Raw genomic sequence first — 17,141 nt, 5'->3', positions numbered from 1 at the left:
TATGACGGAAAAATGGGTTTATCTGTTTCGGGAAGGGAATGCAGAGCTTAGGACACTATTGGGAGGAAAAGGAGCCAACTTGGCCGAAATGACACGGGCTGGCCTCCCTGTCCCCCCTGGTTTTACGATCACAACCGAAGCATGTAACGCCTTTTACGAAGCGAACCAAACATTAACTGATGAATTAATGGAACAAGTATGGGCTGCCTTAAAGCAGTTAGAAGCAGATACAGGAAAAACATTTGGTAATCCAATCCAGCCGCTCTTGGTATCTGTTCGCTCAGGCTCTGTTTACTCCATGCCCGGCATGATGGATACCATTTTAAACTTGGGGCTTAATGATGATACGGTCGAAGGGCTTGCCAAGCTCACAGGCAATCCGCGTTTTGCGTATGATTGCTACCGGCGTTTTATTCAAATGTTTGGCGATGTAGTAATGGGGGTTGACCATTATCATTTTGAGCGGATTATTCAAAAGCAAAAAGAGATCCGGGGAGTGTCATTGGATACGGAATTAACTGCAGAAGATTGGATTCAAGTGATTCAGCAGTTTAAGGACTGTATTGCAACTCATACAAGAGAAATCTTCCCGCAGGATCCATATGAACAGCTGAAAAAAGCAATTAGGGCGGTATTTTTGTCCTGGAATAACCAGCGGGCGCAAATTTATCGTAAAATCCATCAAATTCCAGACCATTTGGGTACCGCAGTAAATATCCAGCTCATGGTTTTCGGAAATATGGGAGAAAACTCGGGCACAGGTGTAGCTTTCACCCGTAACCCATCAACGGGGGAAAAGGAACTGTATGGCGAATTTTTGATGAATGCGCAAGGGGAAGATGTTGTTGCAGGTGTTCGTACACCGGAGCCCATTGCCGAATTAAAAAAGCATATGCCAAAGGTTTACCAGGAGTTTCAGGAAATTTGCCAACGACTGGAACAGCATTATCGTGATATGCAGGATATTGAATTTACCATTGAAAGTGGCAAATTGTATATATTACAAACCCGTTCCGGAAAGCGCACAGCGCAGGCAGCCGTGAAAATTGCTTGTCAGATGGTGGAAGAGGGGCTCATTGATCGGAAGGAAGCCTTGCTGCGGATTGAGCCGGAACAATTGGATCAGATGTTGCATCCTCGCTTGGATACAAATGTGGAGTCGAATGTGATTGCCAAAGGATTGCCTGCTTCACCTGGAGCTGCTTCAGGGCAAATTGTTTTTGATGCTGATGATGCTGAATATCTGGCAAAACAGGGGAACAAGGTCATTTTGGTTCGTCCTGAAACTACGCCAGAAGATATCCATGGCATTTTAGCTGCCCAAGGCATTTTAACGAGTCGTGGTGGCATGACCAGTCATGCAGCCGTTGTGGCACGAGGAATGGGTAAAGCTTGTATCTGTGGCTGTGAGCAAATCAAAATCGATTTGCATAAAAAAGAGATGACCGTTGGCACACTCACCTTAAAAGAAGGGGATCTCATTACGATTGATGGAAGCACAGGCCAGGTGATTGATGGTGAAGTTCCATTGATTGAACCTACACTGTCTTCCGAGTTTAGGCAGATCCTCGATTGGGCTGATGAAGTTCGCCGGTTGCGTGTTCGAGCTAATGCAGATAATCCTGAAGATGCGGCAAAAGCGAGGGAGCTAGGGGCAGAAGGAATTGGATTATGCCGTACAGAGCACATGTTTATGGAACCCAGTCGTGTGCCGATTGTACAGACAATGATTTTGGCGGAAACAAGGGAAGAGCGCGAGGAGGCACTCCGTCAATTACTTCCCCTGCAAAAAGAGGACTTCAAAGGCATCTTTAAAGCGATGGATGGATTACCTGTCAATATCCGGCTGTTGGATCCTCCGCTACATGAATTTTTGCCAAACGCAGAGGAATTGGCAGTTGAAATTGCGAAAATGCAAATGGATGATCAAACAGATCAAATGGAACTGAAGCGAAAACAGGCGCTTTTGAAAAAAGTGCGTAATCTTCAAGAGTTTAACCCAATGTTGGGACATCGAGGCTGTCGTTTGGGGATCATTCATCCAGAGATTTATGCAATGCAAGTGGAAGCGATTTTCTTGGCGGCAATCGAATGCAAGCGAGAAGGTATCCGGGTAGAGCCAGAAATTATGATCCCACTTGTCGGGCATGTGAATGAATTGAAATTGATGCGTGAGTTGGTTGATGAAGTAGCTGGTCGGATTCAAGAGGAGACCGGAGAGAAAATCGCCTATACAGTTGGTACGATGATCGAAGTGCCACGAGCTGCCATCACTGCCCAAGAGATTGCAAATGAAGCTGATTTCTTTTCTTTTGGTACCAATGATTTGACACAGACGACATTTGGTTACAGCCGTGATGATGCAGAAGGTAAATTCCTCCATGCTTATGTGGATAATAAAATTCTTCCCGATAACCCCTTTATTACACTCGATACAGAAGGAGTTGGAGCACTGGTTCGGATGGGTGTAGAGGAGGGAAGAAAGACAAAACCCAAATTGAAAACAGGAATTTGCGGGGAACATGGCGGAGAAAAACGCTCCATCCAATTTTGCCACAGAGTGGGATTGGATTATGTCAGCTGTTCACCGTACCGAGTGCCTTTAGCTCGTTTATCTGCAGCACAGGCAGTATTAACAAGTGAGAAAAATTAATTGGATCATTCGTTTGAAAGGGAATCGGTTTTATAGGCAGAAGGCTGTGAAACCGATTCCTTCTTCTATCTCTGTTCCATCTGAAGAAGGGAGCTGTTTGACAAGAACTTGAAAAAAAATATCCTTTTCCCAGTTGATCTAGGGTATTTTTTAATTAAAATGATTCTAAAATAGAAGTAATAAGAACAATGTTCCGCTTTTCTATTCGACATCTTTTTTCCATTTCTTTCTTTGCCTCGGTTCATGAACTAAGTGAGAAGGAGAACAATCATTTTTGTAGAATAGGAAGAAAAGAGATTTATAAAAACAAAGTTCTACATATTTATATGAAATAATTACCATAGAAAAATGTATAAGGTTTTGAAGGACTTTGACGAATTTTGGCGAATAGATACTAGATGTCTGGAGAAATTTATATTTTTTGGTAGTATTGTTTAAGGGAATCGAATAGAAAGCAGTGATTTTTATGGGGGGACGCATTCCTGATGAAGTTATAGACCAAATCCGGACTCAAGTAGATATCGTTGATGTGGTTTCTACTTATGTTCAATTGAAAAAAAGCGGCAGGAACTTCTTTGGATTATGTCCCTTTCATTCTGAAAGGACACCCTCCTTCTCTGTCTCTCCTGAAAAGCAGATTTATCATTGTTTTGGATGTGGAGTGGGTGGAGATGTCATTCGATTTGTTATGGACATCGAACAGCTCACTTTTGTCGAAGCCGTGAAGCATTTAGCCGAGCAAGCAGGGATTCCACTTCCAGAATCAGTATCGGTTGAAAGTCAGGAAAACGAAGAGCTAAGAGAGATGCGCCATGCTCTGGAATTAACAGCTCGTCTTTATCATCATTTATTACTTCACGAGGAGTATGGACGTGTTGCAAGACAGTATTTAGAGAGCCGACAGGTTCGGATGGAAACCATCAAAGAATTTCAATTGGGCTATGCTCCGTTATCAGATCATCAATTGCTCTTTCGTTTTTTGAAACGACGTGGCTTTCAACCTGCATTGTTAGAAAAAATCGGTTTGATCACCTCTCGTTCTTCTCCTTCAATGGATCGGTTTTATGATCGTTTTCGAGGAAGGATTATTTTCCCAATACATGATACACAAGGTCGGGTGATTGGATTTGGTGGGCGAAGCTTAGGCAATCAAGAGCCTAAATATCTTAACAGTCCTGAAACTCCTCTCTTTCATAAAGGGAGTCATTTGTTTAATCTTCATCGTGCCCGTACACACATACGAAAAAAACAACAAGCAGTCCTCTTTGAAGGATATATGGATGTGATTTCTGCATGGCAAGCTGGCATTTATACGGGGATTGCAACGCTAGGTACTTCGCTCACGGAACAACAAGCGAAAGTGATCAAACGCAATACCGATTCAGTAATCATTTGTTACGATGCAGATACAGCTGGGCAGGCAGCAGCAGAAAGAGGAACGGATCTGCTGAGAAAATATAATTGTACTGTCAAGATTGCCCAAATGCCTGGCAAGATGGACCCTGATGATTATATACGTTGTTATGGCGCTTCTGCTTTCCAAGAGGAAGTATTGGCCGGAGCTATGTCATTAACCGCTTTTAAACTGGAGATGCTAAAAAAGAAATACCATTTACAAGATGAAGATGATCGCCTAAAATACTTAACTGTTGCCATAGATCTTATCAGTGAATTGCCTTTGGCTATCGAACAGGATCATTACCTCAGGAGACTGGCTGATGAATTTCACCTCTCTTTGGATGCGTTAAAAGAAGAGCAACGTCGCATCAAGCTTCGCAAGAAGAAAGAAAAAAAAGGGGATAAACAACCAGCTAAGTGGAATAATGGAAAGCAGGAAGATGCCAAACATTTGGTTGTACAAGCGCGTTCTGCTTCACTGGCTGAGACCTCTGAGAAACATTTACTTGCCTTAATGATGAAAAGCCAGGCGATCGCAGCTTGGGTAGAAAAAGAATTAGGATCACAATTTCAAACGGAAACCTATGAAGCTCTAGCTGCTCATCTTTACCGGTATTATCAAGTAGGTTATTCAGCAGATGTTGGCAGATTTATTGGTTATTTGGAGCAGATAGATCCTTCTCTCATACCTAAAGTAAGTGAGCTGGCGATGCTAGACTTGCCTGATCCTGATCAGGTGTCCGAAGCCGCTTTGAAAGATTATGTAAGTCATATCAAAAATGGGATGATCTTATCCGAGATCGAACGAAAAGAAAAAGAACAACAGCGATTAATTCAAGCTGGTGAATCCATACAAGCCGCGCAATTAGGTCAGGAAATTGCCATGTTGAAGCGAAAGATCCAACGCGGACTCATCATGGATTGATCAGAAAGGAGGAATAAACATTGGCTAACGAACAAAATGTTGATACGGAATTGGATTTGGAACAGGTAAAAGTTCAGTTGATCGAGGCTGGTAAAAAACAAGGTGTGTTGACATATAAAACCATCATGGAGAAATTGGCTCCGTTTGACCAGGATCCGCAACAAATTGATGACTTTTTTGAGCTGTTAAATGAACTGGGTATTGAAGTGGAAAACGAAGCCGATGATGATTTTGAGCCAGAGGTGGATAGTGAAGACTTTGATCTGATCGACGATGATCTCAGTGTGCCACCTGGTGTCAAAATCAATGATCCTGTTCGGATGTACTTGAAAGAAATCGGTCGAGTCCCTCTTTTAACAGCTGAAGAAGAAGTCGAGCTTGCGAAGCGGATTGAGCAAAATGATGAAGCAGCGAAACGGCGGTTGGCAGAAGCAAACCTCCGTTTGGTAGTCAGCATTGCCAAGAGATATGTTGGGCGTGGTATGCTGTTCCTGGATTTGATTCAGGAAGGGAATATGGGACTTCTAAAAGCTGTTGAAAAGTTTGATTATCGCAAAGGCTACAAATTTAGTACGTATGCAACCTGGTGGATTCGTCAGGCAATTACCCGTGCAATTGCTGATCAAGCACGTACCATTCGGATCCCGGTTCATATGGTCGAAACCATTAATAAACTCATTCGTGTTTCCAGACATTTGCTCCAGGAGCTGGGACGTGAACCCACACCAGAGGAAATTGCTGAAGAGATGGGGCTCAGCCCAGAAAAAGTACGTGAAATCATGAAGATCGCCCAAGAGCCTGTTTCCCTCGAAACACCGATTGGTGAGGAAGACGATTCCCATCTGGGAGACTTTATTCCAGATGATGAAGCGCAAGCGCCTGCTGACGCAGCAGCGTATGAGCTGTTAAAAGAACAGTTAAAAGAAGTGCTTGATACATTATCTGAACGTGAAGAAAATGTCCTGCGTTTACGTTTTGGTCTCGATGATGGCCGTACCCGGACATTGGAAGAGGTCGGGAAGGTATTTGGCGTCACGCGTGAACGGATTCGACAAATTGAGGCAAAAGCACTGCGCAAATTACGCCATCCGAGCCGGAGTAAACGCTTGAAGGATTTCCTTGAGTAAATAGATACCGTTTTTTCAGGAAAGCACTCGATTTGAGTGCTTTTTGTTTTATTGATTCAATTTTATCCCTTTTCCAACCTCAATGCAAATCAAATTGAAGACGCTTACAAGAAATAATGACTGTTAAATCTAAAATTATTGAAGATAATGCATAAATACATCTATAATATAAATGAAAGCGCTAACATACTAGGGTAAATTAGGGGAGTGGAGACATGAATTTCGACTTGACTGCTGAACAAAAGATGATCCGTAAACTGATGCGGGATTTTGCTGAGGGAGAAGTGGCGCCAGGTGCCGATGAAAGAGATCGAACCAAACGATTTCCAAAAGAGATTTTCGAAAAGATGGCTGATTTAAATCTCATGGGCTTGCCATTTCCAGAAGAGTATGGTGGAGGTGGAGCTGATACGATCAGTTTTGCGATTGTGGTAGAAGAGCTTAGCAGGGTTTGCGCCTCGACGGGAATTACCTATTCGGCTCATATTTCTCTTGGATGTGCACCCATATACCTATTTGGAACGGAAGAACAAAAACAAAAGTATCTGATTCCGTTATGTCAGGGAAAGACGTTGGGAGCGTTTGGTTTGACGGAGCCAGGTGCTGGTTCAGATGCAGGTGGAACACGGACGAAAGCAGTCAAAAAAGGAGATACTTGGGTTATTAATGGTTCCAAATGCTTTATTACAAATGCCAGCTATGCTAAATTTGTCTCACTCACTGCGCTGACAGGGGAAAAGGAAATTACAGCTTTCATCGTACCAACCGATGCGGAAGGATTTACGGTAGTTGACTCCTATCACAAAATGGGGCTGCACAGTTCCAATACCACAGAGCTTGTGTTGGAAAATGTAAAAGTAACAGATCGTGAAATCTTGGGAGAAAGAGGGAAAGGCTACAAACAGTTTCTTATTACGCTAGATGGTGGCCGAATTGGGATTGGGGCCATGGCGGTAGGAATTGCACAGGGAGCCTACGAGTTGGCACTCCAATATGCGAAAGAACGGGTTCAGTTCGGACAGAAGATCTCCAAATTTCAAGCGATTCAGCATAAACTGGCAGATATGGCAATGGAAATTGAATTGGCACGATTGATGGTATATAAAGCAGCCTGGCTGAAAGATCAAGGACGGAAGTTTACCAAAGAAGCTTCGATGTGCAAATTGTATGCTTCTGAGGTAGCGATGCGTGTTTGCAATCAAGCTGTCCAAATCCATGGCGGCTATGGATATATGCATGATTATAAAGTGGAGCGCTTCTTCCGCGATGCGAAATTAACGGAGATTGGCGAAGGAACCTCAGAGATCCAGCGCAATATCATCGCCCGGGAGATTGGGTGCTAGGGGGATAAAGAAAATTGGCAGAGCTCATTCATAAGACAGTAGGTACGTTGTTAGATGAGCAGGCTGAACGATTGCTCGATCATGAGGCGGTTGTTTATCCTGAGTACAACTTGAGATGGTCTTACCTCGAGTTTCGTAACCATGCCAATCAAGTAGCCAAAGGTTTTATGAAACTCGGTTTGCAAAAAGGGCATCACATCGCGATCTGGGCCAACAATCAACCTGAATGGTTACTTGCCCAGTTTGCCACAGGGAAAATGGGAGCGGTTTTAATTACGGTAAATACCAACTATCGAACACGCGAACTGGAGTATTTGCTTGCTCAATCAGATACAGAAACATTTATCTTGATGGAGGGAGTCAGTGGAACGAGTTATGTCGATATGCTGTATGAGATTTGTCCTGAGCTTTTGACTTCAAAGCCGGGACAGCTCAAGTCAGCCCGTTTGCCCCGGCTTAGGAACGTGATTATGATCGGCGACAAGCGATATCCAGGCATGTTTACATGGCAGGATGTTTTAGAGATGGGGCAAACAATTTCTGATGAAGAGCTAATGAAACGCCAAGAAAGCCTGGATCCCGATGAAGTGATTAACATGCAGTATACTTCCGGAACAACCGGTTTTCCAAAAGGGGTCATGTTAACCCATTATAACATCGTCAACAATGCGAGAAATATTGCTGAGTGTATGAAGCTGACCGAACAAGACCGCTTGTGTATCCCTGTTCCCTTTTTTCATTGCTTTGGATGTGTTTTAGGCACCCTTACATGTGTAAGTGTAGGGGCTACGATGATCCCGCTGACCAAATTTGATCCTGGACTTGTCTTGAAAACGGTAGAGCAAGAAAAATGTACAGCTTTGCATGGGGTTCCAACCATGTTTATAGCAGAATTGAATCATCCAGATTTTGAGAAAACCGACTTCAGTACCCTTCGTACCGGTATTATGGCCGGGTCCAATTGCCCGATTGAAGTGATGCGACGGGTGACGGAGGATATGGGGATCAAGGAATTAACCATTGTGTATGGACAAACTGAATCATCTCCTGGCATAACGCAGACCCGGGCAGATGATCCATTGGAATTAAGAGTCGCTACCGTGGGAAAAAAGCATGATGTGGTCGAAGTCAAAATTGTGGATCCGCAAACGGGTGAAACGGTTCCGCCGGGGGTACAGGGAGAATTGTGTACGCGGGGTTACCATGTCATGAAAGGTTATTATAAGATGCCTGAGGCAACTGCAGAAGCGATTGACGAAGAAGGATGGTTACACACGGGAGATCTGGCTGTCATGGACGAAAATGGCTACTTTCGCATTACTGGGCGTTTAAAGGATATGATTATTCGCGGTGGTGAAAATATTTATCCACGAGAGATTGAAGAATTTATTTATCAGCATCCAAAAGTATTGGATGTACAAGTTGTTGGAGCGCCCGATGATTATTACGGTGAAATTGTGGCAGCATTTATCCGTAAAAAAGAAGGAGTATCTTTAACGGCCGAGGAGATTCGTGAGTATTGTCAAGGACAAATTGCCCGGCACAAAATACCGGAGATCATTCATTTTGTCGAAGAATTTCCCATGACTGCCAGCGGAAAAGTGCAAAAATACAAATTGCGGGAAATGATTGCAGAAGAATTAAAAAAGAAGAAAGACTTTTGATGTTCCAAAGATATAATACAACAGGATTCCTTTTTGGTTTCAAGTTGATTTAAGAAACGTGACAGAATCGGAGAAGAAATGCTGATGCCAATAAGAAAATCTTTGCCAATAAATGAAGGCTACTGGATAATCCAGTAGCCTTATTGATTTCTGATTTGGAAGAGCAATGAATATAGGACATTTTTCTGTAATAAATTGGAAATTGAAATATAATTATATAACAGTGATTGTTTTCTAAACAGGGTAGTTTTTGTACAATTTAATTTAAATATAGATGAAAAAAGAAATGGAGAATCGACATATGGATACCTTCCCGCCTATTTTACGGGATTTCCCTCATCAATTTGAAACAGAAAGGCTATTGATCCGTTTACCTTTACCTGGTGATGGTGTGTATGTGAATGAAGCCATTCATGAGTCATTGGACCATTTAAAGCCGTGGATGTTATGGGCGCAAAATCCTCCAACCATTGAAGAGACAGAAATAAATGTAAGACAGGCTCATTGTCATTTTTTGGAACGGGTTGATTTGCGCTTCCATCTGTTTGAGAAAAAGACGAAGCGATTTATTGGTAGTAGTGGTTTACACCAGATCGACTGGAATATTCCTAAATTTGAAATTGGGTATTGGTGCCGGGTCAGTGAATCAGGCAAAGGCTATATTACAGAAGCTGTTCGTGGATTGACAGTCTTTGCTTTTGAAATCTTAGGAGCGAAGCGGGTAGAGATCCGTTGTGATGAACGAAATATACGAAGTCGAAAAGTAGCCGAGAGGTTGGGGTATCGTCTCGAAGGAGTTTTGCGCAATCATCGTTTGGCAGTCGATGATCGATTGGAGAATACATGTGTGTATGCGATGACTCCGGATGATTTTCGTTTTCAGTCATCACGTCAACGTGTCAGCGCATCACAGTAGATGCTTGCGCCTTTTTTTTTGCAACGATAATCTGAAGATAGATAAAATTAATGCAATTAGGGGGAGTTTCTATATGAAAAAAGATAAAACGTTTCAAGTTCAAGAAGATTTTTTTCCGATTCAAGACATTGATTATCTGGAATGGTACACAAGTAATGCGAAACAGGCATGTTATTTCCTTTGCCAAACCTTTGGTTTTCGCCCTGTTGCTTACAGCGGATTGGAATCGGGAAATCGTGAGAGAGTTTCCTATGTTGTTGAACAAGGAAAGATTCGTTTCGTGATTAGTGGAGCTTATTCGCCTGAACATGAAATGACTGAATTTGTGAAAAAGCATGGGGATGGAATTAAAGATATTGCTCTTCGTGTGCCTGATGTGGAAAAAGCGTTTAACGAGGCGAAAAGTCGGGGAGCCATTATTATTAAGGAACCTTATGAAGAAAAAGACGAATTTGGTGTGATTAAAAAAGCAGTTATCGGTACTTATGGTGATACCGTTCATACACTGGTTGAGAGAAAAGATTATCAAGGACTGTTTGCACCTGGATTTATTCCTTGTGAATTAGAGATCCCAAGTAAGGACACGGGTTTGGTAGCAGTTGATCATGTGGTAGGGAATGTAGAACGCATGGAGGAATGGGTTTCTTACTATGAAAAAGTGATGGGCTTTAAACAGATGATTCATTTCGATGATGAAGATATCAGTACCGAGTATTCTGCCTTGATGTCGAAAGTCATGCACAATGGTGGACGCATTAAGTTCCCGATCAATGAACCGGCTGAAGGAAAAAGGAAATCGCAAATTCAGGAATATTTGGAGTTTTATTGCGGAGCAGGTGTTCAGCATGTAGCATTACTGACAAACGATATTGTGAAAACGGTTTCAGCTTTGAAAGAAAATGGAGTACCTTTCCTTAAAGCTCCAGAAACGTATTATGAGGTATTGACAGATCGAGTTGGTAAGATCGATGAAAACCTGGAAGATATTCGCCGATTAAATATTTTGGTTGATCGTGATGATGAAGGTTATTTATTGCAAATTTTCACCCAACCGGTTGTCGACCGTCCGACCCTTTTCTTTGAAATTATTCAACGTAAAGGCTCTAGAGGCTTTGGGGAAGGGAACTTTAAAGCATTGTTTGAAGCGATTGAACGTGAGCAAGCGCGCAGAGGAAACCTGTAAGAGGAGACCAGCATATGCATTTCCTGTCTGATTTAGGAGAAGACCTTGCTCGATGGAGGGAATTGGCTGCTCTTTATCGATTGACATTGGGACCTCGGCAGGTAAAAGAATTGCAGCAGGCCTTTCGGCAAAGTGCCATCCGTTGTTTTGTCTTTGATGACAATGGACAGCTGATTGGTGCAGGTCGGGCGATTTCCGATGGGGTGTACTATACGATAATCTTTGATGTTGTGGTGTATCCAACCTATCAAAAAATGGGAATAGGGACGCAGATCATGCAATATTTACTGGAACGAAATCAGGCGAAATATGTTTGGCTGCAAGCGGTTCCAGGTAAGGAAGCTTTTTACGAGAAATTGGGTTTTGCACGCTTGAAGACAGCCATGGGTTTGTATCCGCATCCTGAAGTCCAACGAAAACAAGGTTATATTGAATAAAAGCAGAGGGATGGGTTCCTTACGGAGTGACTGTGATGGTACAGAAGTCGTCATGCAGGAAGGAACCCATCCAGAAGCGCTGGAGAAATGTATCCATGTTTCATGGATAATCTTGTGCTAGCAGTGATTGCTAGCACTTTTATTGTTTCATTGCTGAGAAGGGGACCCCCTTCATGTCATATCTTTCAAATATTTTTCTCGCCATTGGTCATTCTAATAAAGACGGAAAATAATTAAGATACAGGAGGAAATTATTTATGGTTGGACATTTACGTTTCGTGATGATAAGGATATTTGCTTTCATGCTATTTTTTTCTTTTTTGCCTATACATACACAAGCGAGCGAAGCCAAAAATCATCCATTGTATCAAATGGATGTGACTTATCATCCCAATCAGGATCTGGTAACAGGGCATATGGTATTGACTTTGCCTGTAACTTCAACGGATTCATTAAAAGAGATCTATTTTCATCTTTACCCCAATGTGTTTCAAAAGTGGAAGTATGGAGATGAATCCAAACCCACGAAACCAGGGAACATTCAAGTGAGTGATGTGAGAGCAAATGGTACTTCAGTCAAAGAGTCGGTGAAAGATACGATCATGAAAGTCCCATTGCCAAAGCCCGTTTCGAAAGGACAAACCGTAAAAGTGGAGATGGATTTCCGCCTGGAATTGCCTCGTGGTGGAACCCGTTTAAATACGTTTAAACATACTGCTTTTCTGGCTCAGTGGTATCCCATGCTGGCCGTTAAAGATCAGGAAGGATGGCATACAGATCCATATACTACTACAGGTGATCCCTTCTACAGTCAAATGTCTGATTTTGAGATTACCTTCCGTTTACCTCATGGATATCACGTAATCTCAACAGCCAAGGATTCCAATACAAAATATCGCTCTCCTGTAGTGTTAAAACAGAAGAATGTCCGGGATTTTGCCGCTGTGATCACGAAAGATTATCAGGTTGTCCGCGGCAAACAAGGGAATGTGGAAGTGAATCTTTGGTATTTAAAAGGGATGGAAGAGGTAGTGAAGGAATTACATGATGCCGCTGTATCTGGGATGAAATTTTACAGCGAAAAATTTGGTCCTTATCCCTATGAGGAAATCGATGTGGTGTTAGGAGAAACGGGATATGGCATTGCAGGGATGGAATATCCCGGCTTGGTCACATCCATTCCGCTGATTCCTACAGATAATGGGGAAAAACCGGCTGTCAATGTGGTCGTACATGAATTGGCACACCAATGGTGGTATGGAGTGGTGGGAAATGACCAGGTCAAGGAGCCGTGGTTAGACGAGGGGTTAACCACTTTCTCGGAGTTTTTCTATATGCAGAAGATGATGAAAGAAGATGAGCGGGAATTACTGAAACGGGCAGCCAAACGAACCGATGAAATCCATCAGGCTGTAGGAATTTCTTCAGCCGAATCACTCTATCATTATCCTGAATCGATCTACGGAATGATGGTGTATATTCGTCCGGCAGCGATGATGTACGATCTCATCGAACAAGTAGGCGAAGAGAAAGTGGTTGAGATTTTACGTACCTATTATCAGCAGTATCGTTTCCATACAGCGACAACCCAGGATTTTATCCGTACAGCCAATGAGGTGACGAAGAAAGATTTAACCCCCTTCTTTGAGAAATGGTTGTATTTTAAGGGGAAAAGTGTGACATAAGCTTTCTGGCAGGATTGTTTTCCTTTTCCAGTAAAATGGCTTTTGCTCGCTTTTAAGAAACGGGTGTGAAACGGAAAAGGAAAACCGGCATATAACGAAAACATTGTCAACAAGCAGAGAGAGCGACATCCGCTCTCTTTTCTTTTTCATTCCATAGGCTTTTCGATATAATAAACTTGTCAAGCTTGAGAGAAAGGCGGACAATAAGATGAAGCTGGAGCTATCCAAACGATTGCGAGAAGTGGCTTCCTATATTCCAGATCATGCAAAAGTCGCAGATATTGGGGCAGATCATGCCTTTCTTCTTCTATATGTAGCGGAACAGGGAAGATTACATAAAGGAATTGTAGGGGAATTGAACAAAGGTCCGTTTGAAAATGCTCGTCGACAAATCCAACGCATGGGCTATACCTCGATCATTGATGCCAGGATGGGGGATGGATTATCTGTGCTTGAACTGGGTGAAGTGGATGTCATTGTACTGGCTGGAATGGGCGGTACCTTGATGACCGAAATCCTGGAAGCGGGGAAAAGTAAGTTAGACGGTGTGAAACGGTTGATTTTGCAGCCCAATGTCGGTGGACATCGTGTGCGTAAGTGGTTATACGAGAATCAGTGGCATTTGGTGGATGAAACGCTCGTCGAAGAGGCTGGCATTTTGTATGAAATTATTGTTGCCGAACCAGGAGATCTGCCAGGGCAATACGACGATGACCAATTAACCAAACAGGAACTGTTGGCAGTTGGACCGATTTTGTGGCGAAAAAAGCATCCATTATTGAAGCGAAAATGTACAGAAGAATGGCTAAGTAGAAAGAGAATTCTGGAACAACTGGCGAGTGGAAAAACAGAACAGGCGAAGCGAAAACAATTGGAAATGGAAAAAGAATATCTCAGTTGGGAAAGGGTGAAAACATGTCTATCAGCGGACGTGAACTCATAAGGGTGATGGATGATTACGCTTCACCGAAATATGCGTGGGCGAAAGATCGTATTGGTTTACAAGTCGGAAATCCGGATGCCGAGGTAAAAGGAATTTTGGTGACACTCGATGTGACAGAAGCGGTAGTGGATGAGGCCATCCAAAAAGGAGCGAACTGGATTGTTGCCCATCATGCCGTTATTTTTCATCCCCTGACTCATCTTCGGACCGATCTTCCTGCTGGCCGATTGATGGCCAAGTTAATGAAACATGATTTGCAGGTATTTATTGCCCACACCAATCTGGATGCAACTGAAGGCGGTGTGAATGATGTGCTCGCTGAGAAACTGCAGCTGGAAGAGACAAGGGTGTTGGTCACAGAGGGAACGGAAAAACTGAAAAAACTGGTTGTCTTTGTGCCGATGGATCATCATGAAAAAGTACTTCAGGCGATGGGGGAAGCAGGTGCAGGATGGATTGGAAATTATAGTCATTGTACGTTTAATGTTCAAGGGATCGGTACTTTTCTCCCGCAGGAAGGGAGCAATCCTTTTATAGGAAAGCAAGGGGAATTGGAAAAGGTTGAGGAAATCCGTTTGGAAACCATTATTACTGAACGGAACCAACATCAAGTGGTTCGAGCGATGCTGCAAGCTCATCCCTATGAAGAAGTCGCCTATGATATTTATCCTTTGGATTTAAACGGAGCTGAGTGGGGATATGGAAAAATTGGCCGTTTAAAACAATCGATGACTCTTAAAGAGCTGGCAGAAAAAGTGAAGCGGGTATACCGGATTTCAGGATTACGGATGGTTGGAGATCCGAATAAGTTGGTCGAAAAAGTAGCGATATTGGGCGGCTCTGGAGCACGTTATTTTATGGATGCCAAGCGAAAAGGAGCCGATGTGTATATTACGGGAGATATCGATTTTCATACAGCACAAGATGCATTGGCAGCAGGGATGTGTCTGATTGATCCGGGACATCATGTGGAGCATTTGGTTGTTGAGCGTATATGTCAGGTATTGAAAGAAAAATGGGGAGAAAAAGTACCTGTTTATGCTTCGCAGATCGATACCAATCCATTCTCCTTTGTATAAGCAATGATTGGCACTTGCATAAATGGTTATGTTTTTGATAAAATGGTCTTCCGCTGATAGGGAAAGTAAACTAGGCAATCGCCGGTGGGTACCGCAAGGGCCCACGGGAGGAAAGTCCGAGCTCCATAGGGCAGGGTGCCGGCTAACGGCCGGTGGGGGCGACCCTAAGGCTAGTGCCACAGAAATGTAGACCGCCGATGGAGGATTCTTCCTCACAGGCAAGGGTGCAACGGTGCGGTAAGAGCGCACCAGCAGCATGGAGACATGCTGGCTAGGTAAACCCCACCTGGAGCAAGACCTAGTAGGAGATCGGCACAAGTTCGCTTGTGCAGCTGTGGCCCGCAGTGATCTCGGGTAGGTCGCTGGAGCCATATAGCAATATATGGCCTAGATAGATGATTGCCACTCCAATGGGTGGAAGACGAGCAAGCCGTCGTTTGGACCACTCGGAGTACAGAACTCGGCTTATTGTTTGCTTTCCCTTTGGCTTGCGAAGATCGTGATCCCCAATAAAAAATGGCATCCAACTATCGCTGGATGCCATTTTTTATTGGGGATGAAGAAGGGTTTTTTAACATCTTTGCATAGATTCTTGCCCAGTAAGAAAAGATAGAGATAAAAAAGTAAAGGTTGAATGATGATGATTCAAGATTTTTCATCCTATGATGCTTATTTGGAACGATATAAAATGTTTTACAATGAAGAAGGCGATGAGCGCCCGCCCTTTTTGTCAGAGGATCAGTTTCAATATCACTTTCAGTTGTTGCAAGAAAGCTATCAAGCATATGAAGAATTGGTGCAAATGGGCCACATGGATGAAGCACGAAATTATTACCAACAAGTGATTAATGGATTAGAGAATATTTTAGCCATTGCGGATGCCTCTGATAACTTTTCAATCGAGATTACTTAAGCTTGTTCCACCAAAGCTTTCTGAATCGGAGAGTTCTACGTTTTATGCCTCCTTTATGATAGAATGCTAATATGGCAGAAATTTGATAATAAGGAGGATGTTTTATTTGGATAAAATGACAACTTTTCTTTCATATATAAAAGAAACAGTGGATCAGTTCCCTTCTGTTTCGATCCGGGATTTGGTTCAGAGAGTAAATGGAGCAAATCGAGTGTATCTCGTTTTCGTCGATATTATTAAAGGCTTTTGTGAAACAGGACCCTTATCCAGCAAGCGAGTGAATGAAATGGTTGCACCTGTTGCTGAACTGGCTGATCAGTTATTAAATGAAGGGATGCCAAGCAAAAATATTGTTTTTTTAAATGATGATCATCCGGCCAATGCTGTTGAGTTTGCGGCGTTTGCTCCGCATTGCATCCGGGGAACGGCTGAAGCCGAAGTCGTTGACGTCCTGAAGCCGATTCAGGAGTTAAAAGGGGTTCAAACCTTTAAGAAAAACGCAACCAACGGTTTGTTCGGTGTTAATGATCAAGGTCAAACGTTTCATGCCTGGTTGGAAGAAACGTTTGACAAGGGAGAAAGCGTTTTTATCGTCGTAGGTGATTGTACCGATTTATGTATTTATCAAAATGCAATGGGCATTCGTTTGTTGGCTAATGAAAAAAATGCACCCGTTCATGTGGTTGTTTCAAAAGAACATGTAAGAACATATGATCTGAGTGTGGAGCAGGCAAAGCAATTAAAGGCTTTAGCCCATGATGGTGATTTTATGGATCTCGTCTTTTTATATCATATGAAGTTAAACGGGATTGAAGTGGTCTCTTCGATCACGCATGCATAAAGGAATATTTTGGATCCTGGAATGTGAAACCTCT

Annotated in this window: 13 protein-coding genes and 1 other RNA gene; all 14 read left to right on the top strand. The window is 42.9% G+C overall.

Annotated elements, in window-relative coordinates; translation table 11 throughout:
- Nucleotide 1 precedes the first annotated feature (1 nt).
- The 14 genes from ppdK (at nt 2) to BMZ78_RS06270 (ending at nt 17,107) form a co-directional block, all read left to right on the top strand.
- On the top strand, nt 2–2,653 hold the full coding sequence (ppdK, locus tag BMZ78_RS06335) for a pyruvate, phosphate dikinase (protein WP_093228897.1): 2,652 nt from the start codon (nt 2–4) through the stop codon (nt 2,651–2,653).
- A 466-nt stretch (nt 2,654–3,119) separates the two neighbouring features.
- On the top strand, nt 3,120–4,976 hold the full coding sequence (dnaG, locus tag BMZ78_RS06330) for a DNA primase (protein ID WP_093228896.1): 1,857 nt from the start codon (nt 3,120–3,122) through the stop codon (nt 4,974–4,976).
- Nucleotides 4,977–4,996: 20 nt separating this feature from the next.
- Nucleotides 4,997–6,103, top strand: a complete 1,107-nt coding sequence (gene rpoD, locus BMZ78_RS06325; protein ID WP_093228894.1) for an RNA polymerase sigma factor RpoD — start codon at nt 4,997–4,999, stop codon at nt 6,101–6,103.
- Nucleotides 6,104–6,318: 215 nt separating this feature from the next.
- A complete protein-coding gene (locus tag BMZ78_RS06320; protein WP_093228893.1) occupies nt 6,319–7,446 on the top strand; it encodes an acyl-CoA dehydrogenase in 1,128 nt (375 codons plus the stop codon).
- A 14-nt stretch (nt 7,447–7,460) separates the two neighbouring features.
- Nucleotides 7,461–9,110, top strand: a complete 1,650-nt coding sequence (locus tag BMZ78_RS06315; protein WP_093228891.1) for an AMP-binding protein — start codon at nt 7,461–7,463, stop codon at nt 9,108–9,110.
- 301 nt (nt 9,111–9,411) lie between these two features.
- Nucleotides 9,412–10,026 carry a GNAT family N-acetyltransferase gene (locus BMZ78_RS06310; protein ID WP_093228890.1) on the top strand — a complete coding sequence of 205 codons (615 nt, stop codon included), beginning with the start codon at nt 9,412–9,414 and terminating at the stop codon, nt 10,024–10,026.
- Between the two features lie 73 nt (nt 10,027–10,099).
- Entirely contained in the window at nt 10,100–11,209 is a 1,110-nt protein-coding gene (hppD, locus tag BMZ78_RS06305; RefSeq protein ID WP_093228888.1) for a 4-hydroxyphenylpyruvate dioxygenase, read from the top strand.
- A gap of 14 nt (nt 11,210–11,223) precedes the next feature.
- Nucleotides 11,224–11,646 (top strand): GNAT family N-acetyltransferase, encoded by a 423-nt coding sequence (locus BMZ78_RS06300; protein WP_093228887.1) that lies wholly within the window; start codon nt 11,224–11,226, stop codon nt 11,644–11,646.
- A 257-nt stretch (nt 11,647–11,903) separates the two neighbouring features.
- Entirely contained in the window at nt 11,904–13,331 is a 1,428-nt protein-coding gene (locus BMZ78_RS06295; RefSeq protein ID WP_093228885.1) for a M1 family metallopeptidase, read from the top strand.
- Between the two features lie 208 nt (nt 13,332–13,539).
- A complete protein-coding gene (locus BMZ78_RS06290; RefSeq protein ID WP_093228884.1) occupies nt 13,540–14,274 on the top strand; it encodes a tRNA (adenine(22)-N(1))-methyltransferase in 735 nt (244 codons plus the stop codon).
- Entirely contained in the window at nt 14,247–15,353 is a 1,107-nt protein-coding gene (locus BMZ78_RS06285) for a Nif3-like dinuclear metal center hexameric protein (protein WP_093228882.1), read from the top strand. Before BMZ78_RS06290 ends, BMZ78_RS06285 begins: the two co-directional genes overlap by 28 nt.
- A 62-nt stretch (nt 15,354–15,415) precedes the next feature.
- Nucleotides 15,416–15,836: RNase P RNA component class A (gene rnpB / locus BMZ78_RS06280), an RNA gene on the top strand.
- Nucleotides 15,837–15,993: 157 nt separating this feature from the next.
- The gene (locus BMZ78_RS06275) at nt 15,994–16,266 is read left to right on the top strand and encodes a hypothetical protein (RefSeq protein WP_093228881.1); all 273 of its coding nucleotides are present in this window, start codon (nt 15,994–15,996) and stop codon (nt 16,264–16,266) included.
- A 115-nt stretch (nt 16,267–16,381) separates the two neighbouring features.
- Complete coding sequence (locus BMZ78_RS06270) at nt 16,382–17,107, top strand: isochorismatase family protein (protein ID WP_245739762.1); 726 nt, start codon at nt 16,382–16,384, stop codon at nt 17,105–17,107.
- The last annotated feature ends 34 nt before the right edge of the window (nt 17,108–17,141 follow it).

This window comes from Thermoflavimicrobium dichotomicum (assembly GCF_900114055.1).
Lineage (GTDB): Bacteria > Bacillota > Bacilli > Thermoactinomycetales > Thermoactinomycetaceae > Thermoflavimicrobium > Thermoflavimicrobium dichotomicum.
This window is presented reverse-complemented; position numbering and strand designations above follow the sequence as displayed.